Source organism: Lysinibacillus sp. NPDC093692, from assembly GCF_050280125.1.
Taxonomy (GTDB): domain Bacteria; phylum Bacillota; class Bacilli; order Bacillales_A; family Planococcaceae; genus Lysinibacillus.
In genome coordinates, this window is the sequence record NZ_JBNNUW010000001.1 from 164428 (window position 1) to 184512 (window position 20085).

The following is a 20085-nucleotide window of genomic DNA, read 5'->3' on the forward strand; positions in this document are numbered from 1 at the left end:
ATTTAGAGAGGAATGATGTATACCTTTCATAATGTAGTTCATTGCTGAAGACCGCTCAGCAATGAGCCTTAAACACACACAACTAAATATTAATATGAAGTAAGTAGGGAAGAAGTAACAAGCAATGTCCGCTGAAAAAAAGAGCGCCAAGAACGTTTTGCTCTTGGCGCACATATATAAATCTTTAGAAATCGAGTGTCATTAAATCACGAAGTTCATCATCTTCTAACTCAGTTAACCACTTGCTTGATTGAATTAGTTCTTCTGATAATGCAGATTTCTGAGCTAGCATTTTATCGATTTTCTCTTCGATCGTACCAATAGTCACAAACTTATGCACTTGCACGAATTGTGTTTGACCAATTCGATATGCACGGTCTGTTGCTTGATTTTCAACGGCTGGATTCCACCATCGATCTGCGTGTAAAACATGATTTGCAGCTGTTAAATTTAGGCCTGTACCCCCTGCTTTTAAGGAAAGGATAAATATTGGGAAATCTCCTGCCTGAAAAGCCTCTACTAAGCGGTCGCGCTGCTGCTTAGGCATGGCACCTGTTAAGAACGGTGCGTCAATATTATATAGTTCGCTAAAACAATGCTGTAGTAATTGTCCCATTCCAATATATTGAGTAAAAATGAGGCATTGCTCGCGGTTGTCCACAATTTCTGTAGCCATTTGCACGATACGTTCTAATTTCGTAGAACGAGTCAGCATTGATTCTGCATCCTCGAAAGGTTCTTTTAAATACAAGGCAGGATGATTACATAATTGCTTTAGCTTACTGAGCATCTTTAAGACGCGTCCCTTTTTTTGAAAGCCTGTTAATTGCTCAAGCTGATCGAGTGTCTCTAATATATATCCTTCATATAGAGAGGCTTGCTCAGTCGTTAATGGGCAATAATCATGAGACTCTTGTTTATCTGGTAAGTTAAGCTGTAAGTGTGGGTCACGTTTAGTACGACGAAGTAAAAACGGTTGAATTTTTGTACGTAACTTCTGTTTATGTGACTCAGACTCATCTCGTTCTACCGGTAAAATAAATTCTTCGTTAAAGCGACCGAAGCTACCTAAATAGCCTTTATGAATAAAGTCAAAAATTGCCCATAGCTCAGATAAACGGTTTTCCACCGGCGTACCTGTTAAAGCAATATGATGCTTCCCATTTAATTTACGAATAGCTCTTGATTGGAGCGTTTGCATATTTTTAATATTTTGAGCTTCATCCAGTACAACCGTTGCCCATTCTACTTCCTGTAAAAACTCAGCATCTTGAGATACGGTACCGTAAGTAGATAAAATCACATGTGGTTTTTCTCTTTCTACTAGCTGTTTAAAAGCATCCTCCTTTGCTCTATTCGCCTGATAATGCGTATGCACAATCAACGATGGAGCAAAACGGGCAAGTTCCTTTTGCCAGTTGCCTAACACTGAAGTAGGACAAATAATGATGGCTGGCTTTGTATCCTCAGTTGATTCATAAAGATACAGCAAATATGAAATAAGCTGAACCGTTTTACCAAGACCCATATCATCCGCTAGACACGCACCAAAGCCTTGTTCGCGCATGAAGACAAGCCATTCGAAGCCTTCATGTTGATAAGGGCGCAATTCAGCCTGTAAAGGTGTAGGAACGGGTACTGTAGGAAGTCCTTTTTTCTCTTGAAGCTGCTCCATATAAGATTTAAGTGATTGTTGCAATTCAAATGCAAAAATCGGGTCATCCCGCATTTCATCATCGGCATCCTCTTCTTCAAGAGGTAAGGATAAATCCTCTGGTAGCTCACGAAATAGTAATTCGCGAACAGTCCAGCTTTCATCTTCTGCTTGCTGCATCAATGTACGCATCTCTTGCATCCAGTTTGCATCGACTCTAAACCATTCAGTACCTATACGAATGAATTCGCGTTTCTCTTCCACAAGCTTTTTAAATTGTTCAGGTGAAATGGACTGTCCGTTCATAGAAAACTGCCATTTAAATGTTAAGATATCATCTAGTCCAGCAACCTTCTTTGTCGATACATTGCCAGTACTTACACGAACACGCATTTTTGACTGTTTTAAATCTTTAAGCCAAGCCGGTAATACTACGTCAAAGCCGAGTGCCTGTAACCTTGCTAAATCTTCACGTAAAAATGTTCGAACTTGTAAATCCTCAAGCATAATACGGATGAAAATATCGTTACTTACATCTTCAATAGAAAGAAGATCTACAATTTGACCTTGTTGTTGTTCAATAGCTTCAGCATACATTTCCCATTTTGCTGGTAGAGCATCAGCGATTGGTAGTGACTGCTTTCGCATAGCAGGCGTCCAGTAGTTCTTAGCTGTAGCCGTGCTCAGTACTGTTTCTAAAAGCCACACATCTGAATCTTCCTCAGGCTCACTTAAGCGTAGGGAGACTTTAACTGCACCTGCTTGTCGTTCCTGGTCTAATGGCCAGCCACCACGTAAGAAAAATGGCACTAACTTTGGTAAATCAGACAGTATAAGACCTGCTTGTGCCAGTTTTTGCTGAACGGCTGTTTCTAATAAAGATGTTTCAACACCGTCCAGAGGAAATGTTAGCGATGAAAAATCATCTGCAATAACTGCATGTGACCAGAGCGATGGTTCTTGCCAATACGTTTGTAAAGCAGATGCTTTTTCTAGCAACACCTGACTTTCAGTGTTTACACCTTGCCATTCAATAAAAGGATGTAGATAACGCTGTGAAAAAATATCAAGGAGCTCAGAAGTTGAAACTTCAATAGTGAGCTCTGAACGATTGGTTAATATCCCATAGACATTCGCTTCATAGTTAAAAAATAATGAAGAAATGAGGGAGTCTGCGTCCATTGCTGCACCATCAGCAGTAAATCCCTGTAACGTAAAATATCCTTCCTGTGCAGCATGAATACGAAGCTGTAATTTTTTTGAAAACGGGGAAGGAGCATTTATAGTCATCATACTAAGTTTCCTTTCTCAATTTCTTCTTGTAATGCACGGAGTCGTTTATACTCTGCACGAATGGTTTGCATATATGTTTCGAAATAAGCAGTTTTACCAGCACGCTTTGCTGCACTGCGCATACTTTTCCAAATTCGTACAGCCTGCTTATAGTTCATACGTGATTTTTGTGTAATTTCAGCCATGGCATATAGATGATATAAGGGCAATACTGTTGCAGGAGCAACTTGAAGCACATCCTTTAATCCACACATTTCTAAATAGGAAAGGGAGGAGAGGTTTAGCTGATGAAGGGCTGCCCAGTCACGATAGCGTCCTTTTTTAATAAGAAAGAACGAAAATGGTTGAAGCCCGTAAACACCAAATGCACTATATAATGTAGCTTCCTCTTCCTCTGTAAGCTGTATGTCTTCGTATAAAAGCTGGAATTGACGTACGTATTGAGCTCGCTTTACAACTGGTACAGTTTGCTGTAAAAAGACTTCGGTAAATGGTAGCATCGCACGTAAAATAATAGTTTGTGCAAGTGATTCACCAGCGCGTTTTGCAAAGGTAGCTAGTTCAAAAAGGTCCTGCATTTGTTGTACATCAATTTGAGCAATTCTTTCTTGTAATAAACTTTCTTTTTGTAGCAGTACATAAAATAGCAGTTGTAAGGACTGCAAGGAAATCTCAGATGAAGGATTCTCAAGGTTATTTATAAGTGCTAATTCCTGTTCGCGTCGTGGCTTTTCATAAAAAAGCACTGCCCAAAGTAGCATATAAATTTGTAGTCGATCCGCAAACAATCCTTGTCGTTCCAATAAAAACTTCCTAACTAATTCCTGAATCGCATCATAGAATGGGTCAGTGGCAAAAAGTCGTGATCGACCCGTTAGCTCGGTTAAAATACTTTCGAATGATTGGACACTTTGATCAATAAAATATTTCATATAAGGAGAATCCAACGAATGTCCTTTTGTCTCATTTAAATGACGCCATATTGTATTAAAGATCGATAACTCCATAAAAAGCTTATAAAGTGGCTGCCACTCGCGCTCAAATGGCATATGTCGTTGAAGTCGCTCTAGTGCATCCGTCCGTATAGCAGAAAGGCCATACCCTTCTAAAATACGCCCAGGTGGTAATAAACGTTTCATGACTTCATCAACCATCAATTTCCAGCTTTCTGGACTTCGTTCATCTGCTAATGATTTTAATTGCACTGATTTTTGCGCACGCCAAGTGCTTGACCAATTTTGTACAGAATCAAAATACTGATAGAGGGCAAGCAATGCGCCAACTTGATGTCTGCACCATTTTAGCTGAGGACAGTTACAGCTCAACTCCTCTTTGGCAAAATCAATTTCTACAGAAGCAGGTCTGACATCCTGTACGCTTGCATATAATATAGAACTCGCTCCATTAAAACGTTCAAAGACAACTGATTTGTTCCGCACTGAAAAAACAGCACGACGCACTAGCTCTTCGTCTTCAGTAGAGGAAGGATGTAACGCCTGTTCAGCTTCCTGTAATTTGGCAAGGATAAATTCTTGGTGTTCCTTAGCTAATTGGGCAATAGACAATGCCATAACCTCACTCCTTTCAAAATGTATAGCTAGTGGGCATGTAAGTATAAAGAAAAAAAGACTGTCCTTCCATTATACGATTAAAATGCGTCCATGATAAGCCGAATGATTTGAAAGAAAAAAATCAAGGAGAAGATAGTTAACAAGATAATTTATTTGTGTTAAAATCTGAATAATCAGATAAATAGGGAGGGATGAAGGATGATGCAAGTTCAATATATGAAGCCATTTTACACGAAGATTACTGGAGATAAATTGCGTCTAGTATTTGCTTATCAATATTTCTCTATATTAAAAGAGAATGAGATTTTCCATTTCATTCCCATTGAAGGTAAAGAGATGATTATCAACTTGAATACACAGCAAATTGAAAATATATCTGAGGTGTTTGTTTTCCAGAAAGGGAATCGTTTTATCCGACTGCCATTATATCAATTATTATTAATTACAAATGTTCATGATCATCTAGCACCGATTCTTGAAAACGCTACGCCGAAGCCTCAGTTACCGCTTGTATCTTCAGTGACTGTTGGCGAAGTAGATCAGCTCATTACAGAATTGGAGCAGAAAAACATTGATTATTTAATCGATCAGGCATTACTAGATCATAATAAAGAGCTCTTTTTTGAACTACTACAACAAAAGAACCATCAACTCGGAGGTTTCGAAAATTGAATACACGGTATTTTATGTAAGCACCCTTTCTATATAAGAGAAGTGGGTGCTTTTATCTTCAGAAAGACTGTCGCCTCTGAAGGTGATGAGGTGAAAAAGGATGTGGTTCCTACGGATACTGTCGCTACGCTTTCGCACAAAAACCACTGTTTCCCTTAAGCCCAAACGGATGTTAAATGACATGAATGGTGCGGACACAATTACGCCAAGGCAAAATCGATATGGGTCTAAAGTTGAAATCATAAAAGCGGATGAGAAGCTATTACTATATAGGGCTTACTAAATTAGAAACGATTACCAAAATGAGTTAAAGAGAATGTCACAAAGACCGATATACTTAACAATAGGGGGTGGTGAAATGATGATTGGGAAGTGGTCAGCAACGGGGATGTCCATTTTAAATAATATGAATAGACATTACGGGGCAATGAGTAAGGCAATGCTTCGAATTTCTTCTGGGTACCGTATTAATAGTGCAGCTGATGATCCAGCGGGGCTTGCGATTTCTGAAAAAATGCGTGCGCAAATTCGTGGTTTGAACATGGGCGCGAAGAATATCCAGGATGGTATTTCACTTGTTCAAACAGCAGAGGGAGCATTGAATGAAACACATGATATGATTCAGCGCATGCGGGAGCTTGCAGTCGAGGCAGCCAATGATACATTAACGGATAGTGATCGGGAGAAACTCGATTTGGAATATCAGGAATTAAAAAAAGAAATTCAGCGTATTTCGAAGGATACGGAGTTTAATACTAAGACATTGCTAAATGGGGATTATGCTACGAACGGTATTAAAATTCAGGCGGGTGCCAATTCAGGTCAAAGCATCGGGCTGTATATTAACGACATGGGTGCTGGAGCACTAGGCTTGGACGATACGTCATCTATTGCAACTCGTGAGGATGCTGATAAAGCTATTTCCTCAATGGACGAGGCTTTAAAGCGTGTATCAAGCGAGCGCTCAAGACTAGGTGCCTATCAAAATCGTCTAGAGCATGCTTATAATGCGAACGTAAACACGGCAGAAAACTTACAAGATGCGGAATCTCGCATTCGTGATGCAGATATCGCCAAAGAAATGATGAATATGGTGAAGGCGCAAATTCTAATGCAGGCAAGTCAATATGTACTATCGATGCATATGCAGCAGGCTCAATCCATTTTAAAATTGTTAGAGTTCCAAAAAAAATGATGAATTTCAATTTTTATTGAAATTCATCATTTTTATTTAACTTCTATACCTTCGTGAAAGCCTCTAATGCTAATTTTGCTGTCGTCTCTGCGGCAGCTTGGAACGCTTGGACTTTTTGATGCATGTTTTCTTGGATGGTCGGTAATTGTTCAATTACTTTTACAGTTTGTTCGAACAATAACGTCCCGTCCCAATTATCAACTTCAACATGTCCAATAATGGGTTGATCCATGATTTCAGCAAATGCATCGATTTTAGGATCGTAAGAAATCGCAATAAATGGAGTAGCGTAGATGGATGAAAAAATTAGTGAATGCAATCTCATACCAATTAACAATTTAGATTGACCAATGACTGCAATTTTTTCTTCGATCGATAAATCAGCAGGGGCAATGATGCTCTTTTCTTGCATAAGTGCTGCTACTTCTTCTGAAGACTTTGCATCGTGCTCACCGTGCATTGGCAAGAAGACAATCTGTTCACCATGACGTACTAATTGATCGAGGCTGTTTGCTATTTTTTGTTTGTAATCTACTGTTGATGGCCAGTCCCGAACACTTATAGCAATATAAGTGTTCGCTGATAGTGACGCATCTGCTAACCAATCAGTATGGAAGGTGCTGCCGTTAAGTCCAATTACAGGATCGGGCACTATGAAAGACTCGTTTTTGACACCAATCTCTGTTAAAAGAGATTGTGAGGCTTTATCTCGTACTGTTATTTTCACCTTATTAAAGGCTTTGCGGACAATAAATTTACTTACAGGATGATTGATTGGACCCATACCTTGAGCGTAAACAAATACAGGTTTTTTTAACCATTTTGCTATTTGAATAACGCCCGCATAGTAAGGAATCGTCTTCATTCCTGTTTGATCTTGCATGAGGCTACCGCCACCACTGATAAGTCCATCTGCTGTCTTTAACACTTGTTTGATTTCGTTCATTTTCCAACGATTCACGGCCTTCACACCATATGTTTTTTCAGTGGCCGCTGGATTATTCGATAATACCGTAATGTCTATATCAGGTTGACATTTTCTTAGAGCTTGGATAATGGAAAGCAGGATCGCATCATCGCCAACATTATCGAATCCGTAGTAGCCAGATAATACAACATGCATTATGACCACCTCGCGACTGCTTTAGAAATAAAACGGTAACCGATCTTGAAGATAAAGATAAATACTAGTCCTACGACAAAACCAAGTACAACGCTATAAAGTGTACGTAATGCCGACACTTCAACAGGAATGTGTAAATGTGTAAAAGTATTAACGATAGACAAGAATCCGATAACGCCTGGTACTAGAAGGATACTGCCCCATTTTCGATTAATGCCCATCACATAAAGTGATAAAACAAAGAATGGGAAACCAATTAAAAATTCCTTCGTTCTTGGTCGAACATATAGGATGTTCTCAAGCCATTGTCTAAATGCCAATTCAGCATTACTAACGGAACCAGAGTTACCAGTTCGACTAATATAGAATAAACCAATAACTGCAACGACAATTACCAGTAAAACATGCCAATACTTTAAATCTTTATTTAATAAAGTAACGGTATTCGAAAGTGTTTTCTTTAGATCTTGATCAACTAGACGGTTAAGTTCTAGTAGCACAAATACTAATATACCTGCGATTGGAACAACATAAACAAGCTTAACGCCTTTAAATGCTTCGAAGCCTGTCATAAATGCATTGCCATTTAATAATCCAATGACAATAACGATACCGATGATGCTAATACCTACTGCTTTTAAATATTGTAGTAAGATCGAAGCAATATTTTTAGAGCCCTTAGCTGCTTTAATGACTGCATACGTTGGGGCCATAACTGCAATAATTAATGCGAATGCTTGTAAGAAAAGTGTACTTTTCAGAAGGAAGTACGCGATGGCTAAAGCACTCATAAATAAAACTGCTGCTATACGAAGTGGCATCCATTTCACTAGTTCTGAAATAAGGAAAGTAAATACGATACCTGCTAATAAGACAAGTGCTGTTACCCATGTTGGGACTGCAACAACATCAAATAGTTTTGGTGTGCCAGACTTGAAATGATTTGGCATTTGTTCTTGAACACCTGTTAAATATTTAATTGTTTCCTCTAAATTTTTCTCAGCATTACCTTTTGTTTTAATATGATAGAAGATAGATCGAATATTTCGCTCTTTCACTGCGCGTGTTGTACGATCAATGCTTGCATTAAGCCTTAACTTTGTCTCTCTGTTGACATTGATGCTGTGCAAGCGGATCATATTATAATCAGTCATTTTGGCAATTTTGTCTTCACCCTTAAGGGGATTGCTTTCAATTGTGTAGAAATAATAGCCTGCATTACTTAGCTGTTCAATGTAAGCATCACCTGATTTTTGACCAAATCCGATTGCCTCATCTCCTGAACCAAGTAAACGGCCTGCTGATGAATCTTTTAATTCAAGTAATTGCTTAACGGTCTTATCGTTGGCTGTTTTATTGTCTGCATTTTCTACTTTAAAAATGAGTGACAGATCATGCTTGTTGATCATCTCAACGGCAAGCTTATCGTAACCAATTGGTGTTTTTAACCCATAACGATGGTTTGAGCTCGGAAGATAATAGAAAGACTCATCTCCAATTTGTACTTCTTCTGGCTTAATGCTGTCTTTAATAAGCTGTTGATAGCTTGCGTTTTCAGGAACGCTAATATAGTATCCACTCTTATTGACATCTATAGCATCTTTGTAAGGTGTGAAACGTAGTTGTGAAGCTAAATCATTTTCATCGTAAATGGAAATCAAGCCTTGATGTTCCATTTCCTTTAATGTTAAAGGCTCAAGGCTAACTGTTGTAAGCCCTGCATCTTTTAAAGAGGAAAGGATTTTATCCATTGTTAAATCGCTTTCCTTGTTTACTACTTGAATTTCATCATAAGGAATCACTATTTCATAGGCATCATTCGCTTGCTCAGCATTCCACCTCATCATGATTCCAGGTGAAGATACGACGAGCAATAGGATGACAATTCCCCAAAGCCATTTCTGTTTCGACATAGATTTTTTACCTCTCTTATTTATGACAACCTTTTTCCCGATAATCGGGATTTTCTTTAAATCTTCTTCATGAATGGCATTCATTAGCCATAATAATAGGAAATAAATAACACATCCAATTGCAATTGCAACAGCTAGGTAGCCCATCGCCCACGTTCTTGACCAGTTTTCAATGTCCAACCAAAGTGTAGGTAAACCGACTGCAGCTCCCATTAGAATAGAAGATAGGATGATTTTGACCGTATCTTTCCCCAATACAGTGAAGCGAATTGCACGATAAATAAAAATAGAATTTACAATAAATAAAACAAAGTAAACAAATAATGTTGCATAGGCAGCCCCATCTAATCCAAACGCTTGGATAAAGAAGATATTTGAAAATATCTTTAGTACAACGCCACCAAGAATGATGATAGCTCCAGCTTTGGCAGCATTCATCCCCTGTAAAATACCTGTACCAAGTAGTGTCAGAGATGTAAATACAGAGCTAAGGTTAATAACCGCTAACATTAAGCTTCCCTTTAAGTCTGTGAAAAGAGCGAGGTTTAAAGGTAAGGTTAATGCTAGTAACCCTAAAGCGGCTGGCCAGGAAATAAGATGTGTAATACGGTGTGTTCGCTCAATAATTCCACGTGTTTCATCTAATTTACGTTCGGCTAGTTTTGTTGTAATTAGTGGAACAAGCGGTAATATGATAGAGGACGCAAAAACAGTTGTAATTTGAACAAGCGTTAAGCCTCGACCATAAATACCGTAAAGGAAACTAATTTCACTTGAGTCAGCACCAGCACTTCTTAAGCCGTACGTTACTGTAAAGGAGTCAACAAAGTTAAAGAGTGCCATTGTGACAGAACCGATGGCAATCGGAATCGATATTTTTAAAATTGTCTTACCCCAGAGTGAGAAATCGTTAAATTTATATTTCCCCTTGCTCGTTACTTTTACAGATGAACGGAAATATTTAAAGCGTAAATAGAAGAGTGATGCAGCAGCCCCAATGACAGAGCCTGCCATAATACCCCCAGCGACAATGTCATTTGAATAATCCATTGCAACTAGGAAATAGGCAACAATTAAAATTAGAGCAACACGCACTAACTGTTCAATTACCTGAGAAATCGCAGTCGGACGCATATCCCCATAGCCTTGGAAAAATCCGCGATAGACAGCCATATAAGGAGCAACGAGTAACGTAAGAGCAACAACAATTAACGCAATTTCTGTTGATGGGCCCCCTAAAGCATTTGCGATTTCAGTTGAAAAGCCATAAATGATAGCAAAACTTATGACGCCAAAGCATAGTGCTAGGATGCTTGCTGTAACATAAATTTTCTTCACATTATCTGTATCTTTTTTTGCATTGGCCTCCGCAATAAGCTTCGAAATAGCAATAGGGATTCCAGCAACCGATAAATAGAGTGCTACCATATAAACGGGATACACTAAACTGAATATACCAAGTACCTCATCGCCCGCTATATTTTGTAGCGGAATTCTGAAAATACTACCGATGACTTTAGAAAGTAGCATAGCAACTGTTAGGACAAGAGTACTTTTAACAAATGTAGACTGACTCATTTTGGTGCTCCCTGACCTTTAAATTTCATTGCGAAAACCTTTAAAGCAAATCGAGGAAGGACAAGCATTCTTCCAAAACGACTTGGCTGACGAAGCAGTCGGTAGAGCCATTCGAGATTTAATTTTTGCCAGATCATAGGAGCCCGTTTTACTGTTCCTGCGATAACATCGAAGGAACCACCAACACCCATAAATACACCTTTGCTAAATTGACCTAAATTTTCGGTAATCCATTTTTCTTGTCTTGGCACACCTAATGCAACAAATACAAGATCAGGCTGTAATTCAGCAATTTTATTTGCAATATCATTTTTGTTCCAATCAAAAAATCCATCATGATAGCCTACTACGTCAACATTTGGATACGTTTGATTGATATTTTTCACAGTCTTTTCGAGCGTTTCATTTTGCGCGCCTAACAAATAAATCTTAAAGCGCTTTGTATTGCCGACTTCTAAAAGTCGTACCATCGTGTCGTAACCAGTAACACGCTCCGGAAGCGGATCACCAAGTATTTGCGCAGCTTTCACAACGCCAATACCATCTGCACAAATGTAAGTTGCTTGCTTCAGATAATTCATGACAGTAGGATTTTCATTTGCCTGCATCACGACTTCGGGATTTGCTGTAATAACGAATGTCTTTTCTTCATGTTCAATACGATTAACGAGTAAATCAACAAACTCTTGCTGTTTACTATGTAAAAAGGGCACGCCCATAATCGTTACATGCTTCATATAGTGTTCAAACCTTTCTTTAATTCCTTTTTAACTGCAATCTATCATACCACAAAAGCAATATTGACAGGAAATTTTCGGTGGAATGATATGGGGCGAATTGTGAAAGAGAAGGGGAAGAGAAACGGACTTATAGTAGGTTCACCACTATAAATGAGGGTTGATTTCCGTTCCGACTGGTCGCTTTCCTGGGGGCGTCCGATGAGCCGCTTCCTTCACTTCGTTCAGTCCAGGGTCTCGGGCCAATACGATGTTGGTCACGAAGGCGTTATCACAGGATGTGATAGTTTTAGCCTTCGTTCCTCTATTGCTGATCCCCGAGGAGTCGACCAGTCTCCACTCCAATCAACTTTTTGCACAATCTTATAAATTACCAATATGTAGTTTCAATTTTACAGTGATTAATCTAATAAAGTACCTTTCAAAAGGCGGTAAAAACAACGATAAAAATGGTAAAAAAATCCTCTAAATTTGAGTTTCTTCTATTATATATAGCATATAAATATTATAGAGAAATAAGCGTATCTTCATGGGGGAATTTAAATTCATCCTGGATGTAAAAAATTAGGTGTATATAAAGAAAGAGTGCGAATCGTTTTGATTCGCACTCTCTTGTTTTATAAACCTATTTTGAATCAAGTGACTTATTATTTACAATATAATCACCAAAAACCCATCCAGATTTGCCATTATAAATCACCTTATACCAGTTACCGTTTTTTACAAAATTACCATTGGCATCTACAACACCGATGATAAAGCTCTTTGGTTTTACAGTTCCTAAAATAGATGATTCAGTAGATGGCTCGCTTCTTACATTTAGCGTGATGTTCATATCGACAATCTGTAATCCATTTTTCAGACTTACATAATCTTTAAATAGCCATCCTTCTTGTCCATTCACCTTGACTTTGTACCAACCGCCATTTTCACCGAGTACAATGAATGATGTATCCTTTGGTAATTTCGTGATGATTGAGGAAGCATCCGTTGTATTCGGATAAGTTCTCATATTTAAGTCATCAACCGTAGCCTGTCCAGTAGCCCCAGCTAAAGCCGTATCTACGGCATATTGCTTGGCAGGAGTAGGTAATGAAGTAGGGGAAGACTGGTTTTGATAGACAGGAACGTCAAATACTAAAGTAGTCGTAGTATTAGCACCTGTTAATTCATACATGTCATAAATCTTTTGTGCTTGGAGCACTGCCCACATGACATGTGTTGCATATTGATGGACCGTTGGGTTTTCAGGATTCCAGCGCATTTTATACAATGTGTCCTGCCCTTTACTAATATATTGATCTTTCACAAATTGTGCCCCACCAATAATTGCATCCTTAATCGTGAACCATCCATTTGTATAAGCACGTTCAGCCCCATATTTATTGGCGTTTGCATCAATAGCGCCAATGCCATATACATTGTATGTTTTCTTAATAGCAGTCAGGCTATTCCGATTTTCAGTCGTGACCATTACTGCTTTACCGTCTTTATCAAGACCAACTTCAATTCCGTTTGCTAATGCTGAAGATCCATTGCCTGTTTCATGCAATGCATGTGATAACAAATAGATGGCATTGACATTATGATCAACACCTGCCTGAATAAAGGCGTCTGCTGAATCGACTAAGTTTCCTTTATTAGAAAGAACTTTTTCGTTGATTGTTTTTGCATTTAGATTCGTAACAGTCGTCGATAATTTTAAAAATTGGTAAAAGGACGGACTATCTTGAATAAAACTTTTAGGGTGTACATAGTATGACACTAGTGCCTCGCTAGCTGTGAAAACGCCAGCGCCATCTACTTTTGGATTATTTTTCGCCTGTTTATCCACCACAGCCTTATAGTCCTGTGAGTAGTTGGTAGTAGTATATTGCTTGCCACCAACTTCAGGTGTCTCTAAATGTATCAATCGGTAGAGTACAGTAGCTGACTCAGCACGTGTTGCTTGGGCAAGTGGCGCAAATGAATTGTTCGGTTTACCGACAATCAGCCCTAATGACACGACTTCTTGTACATCGGCATAGGCCCATTTAGCGATACTAGCATTGTCTGTAAACTTAAGAGGGGAGGAAGTCGTCTTGATGTTTTTGTAATCGAGAGCTCTTTTTAGCATGGCAGCCATTTGCTGACGATCAATTTTATCATTTGGATTAAATTTTCCATTTGCATTACCTTTGACTAATTGATAATGACTTGCTTGCTTTATGACACCATAATACCAATCTCCTTCACGTACGTCCGAGAAGTTAGGTTTCGTAGATACTTCTGGTAAGTCAAGTGCTCTTACGAGAAATGCAGTAAATTCAGCACGAGTGACGGAATCATTCGGGCGATAATTTCCTGAATCATCCCCTTTCATTAAATCGTGTGTAATAAGATAGTTCATTTCATAGTAGGCCCAGTGCTTAGAAATATCTTCTGCTGCTACATTTGTAGGCGCGAAGTAGAACATCGCAATAAGCATGGCCCCGAAAATCGAGAGTTTACCTTTCATTCTTTAAGCCCCTTTCTATAGTTGATAAGATCCTATCAAACTATTAAAAGTGTAGCATAAAAATAGGTAATCTATTGTTACAACATGGGAACAGGTCCATTTTTGCAGTAATAATATTGAAGGAAAAGACATTCCTCCTTTGGAAATCACGTTATATATTACTGTTTCTTTACAATTATGACTAATTATTTACGGAAGTCTTTAATATTTGACAATTTCGTATCTATTCCAGAAAATGCTTGGATAATGTTGAGAGTCAGGTATAATAGGTAATGGTTCTATATGTTACCAACCTGAATAAGGTAAAAATATTGGTTTATAGTGGTTACCATAATATAACCGGTAAAAAAATCTTCTATATCTAAATTTATGTCATAATGCTTGAATTTAGAGAAAGATAGTGTTATATTATTGTGGAAAGTGAATAAATTTACTAGAATGGTATTCTAATACTGTTTTTCTGGTGAATTTTACTAAAAAAATTTGCTTAGGTTTTATTATTATTCAAGGAAGCTATAATACATACATTTAGGCAAAGCAGTACTATAGTCTTCGTTAGGATAATACCAATTTAAAGGAAATGTTAGGGAGGAATACAATAATGGCAAAGCAAAACAAAGGCCGTAAGTTTTTCGCGGCATCAGCAACAGCAGCACTAGTTGCAGCAGCAATCGTTCCTGCAGCATCAGCAGCAGAAACAACTACAACAATCAAGGACTTCGATAAAGTTTCAGATTGGGCAAAGGAAGATGTTAAAGCTTTAGTTGAAGCAGGAATTATCTCAGGGGATGAAAAAGGAAACTTCAACCCAACTAAATCAATTACTCGTGCTGAAGCAGCTCAAATCTTCACAGGCGCTTTTGAATTAGAAGCTGAAGGTACTGTAGATTTCAAAGACGTTAAAAAAGACGCTTGGTACTATGATGCAATCGCAGCTACTGTAGAAAACGGAATTTTTGAAGGTGTAAGTGCAACTGAATTCGCACCAGCTAAAAACTTAACTCGTTCAGAAGCAGCTAAAATTCTTGTAGAAGCTTTCGAATTAGAAGGTGAAGCAGATCTTAAAGATTTCGCTGACGCTTCAACTGTTAAACCATGGGCTAAATCTTACCTAGAAGTTGCTGTTGCAAACGGCATTATCAAAGGTGTTGAAGTTAATGGTAAAACAAACCTAAACCCAAATGCTTCAATCACTCGTCAAGAATTTGCAGCAGTATTCAATCGTGCTCTTGAAAATGAAGTAGATAACGCTGTAAAAGTTGATAAAGTTGAAGTAGTTGACGCTAAAACTTTAAACGTAACTTTAACTGATGGTACTAAAGAAACTATCACTTTAGAAAAAGCTCTAGAGCCTAACAAAGAAACTGAAGTTACTTTCAAAATCAAAGATGTAGAATACAAAGCAAAAGTTACTTACGTTGTAACTACAGCTACAGCAGTTAAATCTGTATCTGCAACTAACCTTAAACAAGTAGTAGTAGAATTTGACGGTAAAGTTGATCCAGCTACTGCTTCTGAAGAAGGCAACTATGCAATTACTGGTACTAACGATCCAGAAGTTGATACTGCAGTAGTTTCTGAAGATGGTCGCTCTGTAACGTTAACTCTTAAACAACAATTTGAGAATCAATCTGAATATAAATTAACTCTTAACAACATTAAAGCTGGCGATAAAGTTTTAAATGAAAAAGATTTAAAATTCAAGCCTCTTGACAATACAGTACCAACTGTAGCTAAAGTTGAAGCTTTAGGTAATAAAACTATTCGCGTTCAATTCAGCGAGCCAGTTAAAAATGCTACAACATCACAATTCCAAATTGATGGTAAAGTAGTTGTTGGTTCAATCCAACCTAACTTAAACACAGTAATCCTTAAATTATCTAATACTTTAACAGATGGAGAACACACTCTAACTGCTGAAGGTACTGAAGATTACAACAACTTCAAAACAGTGAAAGCTGACACTAAATTCAATGTTGTTGAAGATAAAACTGCTCCAACTGTATCAGTTGTAAGTGCTTCATTTGAGAAAGTAGTTCTTAAATTCTCTGAGCCAGTTGAACAAGTATTTGCTTCAAACATCTACTGGATGCAAGGTGGAACTAAAAAGCAAGCTTCTTCTTTAAAACAACTTGCTGATGATAAATATGAATTAACATTTGCTGGTGACAATAAACTTGTTTACACAACAGACTTATATGTTACTAACGTAAAAGACTACTCTGGTAACGCTATTGATAAAGATACAAAAGTTCAAGTAACACCTGTAATCGATCAAACTCGTCCAGAAGTAATTAGTTCTACATTTGTTAAAGATTCTAACAACAAACAAATCACTATCAAATTTACAAAATCATTAGATAAAGATACAGCTAAAAAAGCTGCAAACTATGTGATTAAAGATAAAGATGGTAAAGTTCAACCAATCTCTACTACTGTTAATGTAGATAAAGATAAAGAAGTAACAATTACTTTACTTGGTAATTTAAAAGATACTACTGATTACACATTAAGTGTAAATGGTGTAGCTGATAACACTACATTGAAAAATGTAATGCTTCCATACACTACAACTTTATCAGTTAAAGATGTTACTGCACCAACATTTGACAAAGTAACACGCTTAAGCGAAAAACAACTTTATGTTGCATTTAGTGAAGCAATGGCTACAAGTGGAGACGGTAACATCGTTGATGTAGATAAATATACTGTAACTGACACAGAAGGTAAAAAATTAACAATTTCAGGATTTACTGTAACTCAAGATGCAAAAGGAGTTATTCTTAACTTCAGTAAAGCTCTTCCAGAAGTAGAGAAAAAAGATGACTCTAAATTCAAAGTAAAAGTATCACTTGTAAAAGACTTAGCTGGCAATCATTTAGACGGATATACTAAAGAGCGAGTTGTTGAGTCACATACAGCAACTGCTATTAAATCAGTTGAAGCTACTGCAAAAAATAAAGTTGAAGTAGAATTCGCTAACCCAATTCAATCACTAGTTCAAGGTGACTTCAAATTTACTGATTCTGAAATTGCTCATTATGAACTTTCTAGTAATGGTAAAACAGCAACTTTCACATTAAAATCAGATTTAAATGAAGATGCTACAGTTACAAAAAGTAATACTAAAGTATTCTTAACTGTTGCAAATCCATCAACTATTGATGTATTAGGTAACAAAATTGATAAAACTGTAACACCAGTTGCAGTTGCTGACAAAATTGCAGCTACTGTTGATGCTGAAAATATAACTTCTGTTGAAAATAGCCAAAATGAAATTAAAATTACTTTCAACGAAGCTGTTAAACTTACAGGTGACGCAAAAACAGATTTCGAAGTATTAAATGGTCTAAATACAGATAAAAAAGATAAAATTGAAATTACTGGTGTGAAATTAGATAAACCAACTCAGGTAGATGGTGTGGATACTAGTAAAACTGTTATCTTAACTCTTAAGAACGATCCAAATTTAGTTGCTGCAACAGTTGAAGTTGCAAACCCACGTTTTGTGGCTGATGTAGCTGGTAATACTATTGCTAAAATCGAAAAAGCTTCTGTAGAGTTGGATAAAAAAGGTGCAGAATCAGCACTTGATACTGCCAAAAAAGATTTAAACACTGCAATCGCTAATGCAGTAGCAGCAAAAGCTACTGGTACTGAAGGTGAAGAAGCTGGTAACCAAGTTGTAGGAACTAAAGCAGCTTTACAAAAAGCTATTGATGCAGCAACATTAGTTAAAAACAATACAGCTGCTACAGCAAAAGACTTAAATGATGCAAAAGCAGCTTTAAATACTGCTATTGAAGCTTACAATGCTGCTGCTACAGTTGCAAAAATCGATTTAAAAGATGTAACTTTAGCTGAAGCTGCTAATGATACTGCTAATGATACTGTTGCAGTTTCAGGCACTGAAGTTCTTGTTTTAACTTCTTCTGCTACTGCTACTGCTACAGTAATTGAAGATGCTGGAAAAATTAAAGTAACTGGTGTTAAAGAAGGTAACGCAACTATCACTGTTCAAGTGAAAGACAAAGCTGACGGTAAAGTTATCAAAGCTGGTACTTTTAACGTAACTGTTACTAAGTAAGCTTAACTTGCAGCAAAGATTTAAATAACAAGAAAAAAGCTCTGTTGAGACATCTCTTCAGAGCTTTTTTCCTTTTGCAAAAAATATTTTATAGGCCCTAGTTTATCGAAAAATACTAATTTTAAACTAAATAAAACTTATGTACAAAGGTTATCTAACTGATCGTATTGGGACATGAAAAGTAACAAACTATCCGTATATATACCAAATTGTTCAATCATGTTCGTAAGGAAATGTATAATGAATGGATGTAAAAAAACTTATTCTATATGAAGAGGGAAAGTGTTTAAAATAGCAAAAGCTAGCTATTTCCTTTTTATACTCCATTGAAATACCAATACGATGTTAATCAAATTATATAGTATGTACAACAACTTTGTATGGGCTTAGCCCTGTTACAGCCTAGTTAGTCAATTTCCTTTACCTTTGTTGAAGAACAAAATGATTTTGGTTTGGAGTAATAGAAAAATCTTTAGCGATTTACTAAATCCCTTAAAGTCTTATCGTATAAACGATAAATAACAGACATAATCTCCTCGTTATTTCATCAACAAATTCAACTACTTGTTAATCTTCAAATTTTTCCACAATCTTATCTTCCACTATTGAAATTGAAGAACACCTCCTCTTAAAGATTAGACCTATTTTTATTTTATCTCATGAGAATGCTTTTATAATTGTTCCATCAATAGCTCAGTTTTGTAATGGTAAAAAGTCTTAAGTTGTCTTTTCTAATAAAAGTTTTTAAATTTTGTTTTGTATTTTAAGCATAAATATAGATATGCCTATAGATTATATTTCGAGTAAACATTTAAACTTTTCCTTTTATATAACTATCCCATTTTAATTTATAGGTTTAAAAAATATAAATTTGGTAAATAACTATACTAATTTATTAACCTGAAAGGAGTTAAAAGACTAAAAGTGACACAGAAATACTGGGAAAGCACTCGAGAAGATATCCCGATATTAACAAGAAAAGTTATGAATGAATATTTATTGAGTTTAAAGTTGACTAATAAAGCAGAGGCCACTATTACAAAATATCGATGGATACTAGAGAGATTCTTTTCGGAGTGTTTAATTTCTTTAGAAGAATTAACATCGGAGGATGTACTTACATGGTTGAATAAGTTTTCAGCTGGCAAGAATACAAAAACATTAAATCTATTTTTATCAACTCTTTCTTCATTTTTTCGATTTTGTCTAGAGGAAGAGTATTTAGAAAACATGGTAATGAAAACAAGATGGAGACTTAAAATACCTCAAGGATTACCAAACTATTTAAATGAGCAAGAATATGCTCAGGTGAAATTGGCCGCAGAAAAATTGCCTTTTCGTGATCGAGCGTTAGTTCTTTTTCTATTTTCTTCAGGATGTAGGAGGGCAGAAGTCGCAAAACTATGCATTGAAAATGTTAATTTGGATCGCAGAACAGCTGAAATACTAGGAAAAGGGAATAAATATAGACAAATACATTTTTCAGTGGAATGTGCCATTGTTTTAAAAGATTATTTACTAACTAGAACATATGAAAAAAGATTCTTTATTTATGAATAAATTTGGTGATCAGCTTCAATCGAACCGGCCGGACTTTAAGAATGCCTAGAAAAGAAAATAAAAAATAGCCCCTATCAGTCCATATAAGAACTAATAGAGGCACTAACTAAGAAGTAAAGCCGATACTACAACCTGGAGACCGATTAAGCTAAATCATCATCGGTCTCCTGAAAATCTTGAAGTTCAAAAATAAAAAGAGCGTAAG

At 36.8% G+C, this 20085-nt stretch carries 10 protein-coding genes and 1 pseudogene; 4 read left to right on the top strand and 7 right to left on the bottom strand.

What is annotated here, in order from left to right:
• Positions 1-184 precede the first annotated feature (184 nt).
• Together ACQKN4_RS00770 and ACQKN4_RS00775 are read right to left on the bottom strand one after the other, a co-directional pair.
• Complete coding sequence (locus ACQKN4_RS00770; protein ID WP_427481689.1) at positions 185-2947, bottom strand: DEAD/DEAH box helicase; 2763 nt, start codon at positions 2945-2947, stop codon at positions 185-187.
• Positions 2944-4518, bottom strand: coding sequence for a hypothetical protein (locus ACQKN4_RS00775; protein WP_427481691.1), 1575 nt, complete (start codon positions 4516-4518; stop codon positions 2944-2946). The genes ACQKN4_RS00770 and ACQKN4_RS00775 overlap by 4 nt, the downstream gene beginning before the upstream one ends.
• Positions 4519-4716: 198 nt before the next feature.
• Between ACQKN4_RS00775 and ACQKN4_RS00780 the strand changes: the two genes are divergently transcribed.
• Entirely contained in the window at positions 4717-5190 is a 474-nt protein-coding gene (locus ACQKN4_RS00780) for a transcriptional regulator (protein WP_427481693.1), read from the top strand.
• A gap of 361 nt (positions 5191-5551) precedes the next feature.
• Positions 5552-6385: a flagellin gene (locus ACQKN4_RS00785; protein ID WP_427482133.1), complete on the top strand. Its 834-nt coding sequence runs from the start codon at positions 5552-5554 to the stop codon at positions 6383-6385.
• Positions 6386-6428: 43 nt separating this feature from the next.
• On the opposite strand, the gene csaB is transcribed toward ACQKN4_RS00785, so the two are convergent.
• The 5 genes and pseudogenes from csaB to ACQKN4_RS00810 form a co-directional block, all read right to left on the bottom strand.
• The gene (gene csaB / locus ACQKN4_RS00790) at positions 6429-7508 is read right to left on the bottom strand and encodes a polysaccharide pyruvyl transferase CsaB (protein ID WP_427481695.1); all 1080 of its coding nucleotides are present in this window, start codon (positions 7506-7508) and stop codon (positions 6429-6431) included.
• Entirely contained in the window at positions 7508-9421 is a 1914-nt protein-coding gene (locus tag ACQKN4_RS00795; RefSeq protein ID WP_427482135.1) for a DUF5693 family protein, read from the bottom strand. The genes csaB and ACQKN4_RS00795 overlap by 1 nt, the downstream gene beginning before the upstream one ends.
• Before the next feature lie 30 nt (positions 9422-9451).
• Positions 9452-10999: pseudogene (locus ACQKN4_RS00800) on the bottom strand (putative polysaccharide biosynthesis protein); the annotation flags it as partial.
• Positions 10996-11736, bottom strand: coding sequence for a WecB/TagA/CpsF family glycosyltransferase (locus tag ACQKN4_RS00805; protein ID WP_240518156.1), 741 nt, complete (start codon positions 11734-11736; stop codon positions 10996-10998). The pseudogene ACQKN4_RS00800 and the gene ACQKN4_RS00805, both read right to left, overlap by 4 nt.
• 625 nt (positions 11737-12361) lie before the next feature.
• The gene (locus ACQKN4_RS00810) at positions 12362-14233 is read right to left on the bottom strand and encodes an S-layer homology domain-containing protein (RefSeq protein ID WP_427481696.1); all 1872 of its coding nucleotides are present in this window, start codon (positions 14231-14233) and stop codon (positions 12362-12364) included.
• Positions 14234-14834: 601 nt separating this feature from the next.
• Here ACQKN4_RS00810 and ACQKN4_RS00815 point away from each other — a divergent pair.
• Positions 14835-18320 carry an S-layer homology domain-containing protein gene (locus tag ACQKN4_RS00815; protein WP_427481698.1) on the top strand — a complete coding sequence of 1162 codons (3486 nt, stop codon included), beginning with the start codon at positions 14835-14837 and terminating at the stop codon, positions 18318-18320.
• A gap of 984 nt (positions 18321-19304) precedes the next feature.
• Complete coding sequence (locus tag ACQKN4_RS00820; protein ID WP_427481699.1) at positions 19305-19880, top strand: site-specific integrase; 576 nt, start codon at positions 19305-19307, stop codon at positions 19878-19880.
• Positions 19881-20085: the final 205 nt, after the last annotated feature.

Coding starts and splice junctions, on each gene's coding strand:
- ACQKN4_RS00770 (WP_427481689.1), bottom strand. CDS start 2,947: ATGATGACTATAAATGCTCCTTCCCCGTTTTCAAAAAAATTACAGCTT.
- ACQKN4_RS00775 (WP_427481691.1), bottom strand. CDS start 4,518: ATGGCATTGTCTATTGCCCAATTAGCTAAGGAACACCAAGAATTTATC.
- ACQKN4_RS00780 (WP_427481693.1), top strand. CDS start 4,717: ATGATGCAAGTTCAATATATGAAGCCATTTTACACGAAGATTACTGGA.
- ACQKN4_RS00785 (WP_427482133.1), top strand. CDS start 5,552: ATGATTGGGAAGTGGTCAGCAACGGGGATGTCCATTTTAAATAATATG.
- csaB (WP_427481695.1), bottom strand. CDS start 7,508: ATGCATGTTGTATTATCTGGCTACTACGGATTCGATAATGTTGGCGAT.
- ACQKN4_RS00795 (WP_427482135.1), bottom strand. CDS start 9,421: ATGTCGAAACAGAAATGGCTTTGGGGAATTGTCATCCTATTGCTCGTC.
- ACQKN4_RS00805 (WP_240518156.1), bottom strand. CDS start 11,736: ATGAAGCATGTAACGATTATGGGCGTGCCCTTTTTACATAGTAAACAG.
- ACQKN4_RS00810 (WP_427481696.1), bottom strand. CDS start 14,233: ATGAAAGGTAAACTCTCGATTTTCGGGGCCATGCTTATTGCGATGTTC.
- ACQKN4_RS00815 (WP_427481698.1), top strand. CDS start 14,835: ATGGCAAAGCAAAACAAAGGCCGTAAGTTTTTCGCGGCATCAGCAACA.
- ACQKN4_RS00820 (WP_427481699.1), top strand. CDS start 19,305: ATGAATGAATATTTATTGAGTTTAAAGTTGACTAATAAAGCAGAGGCC.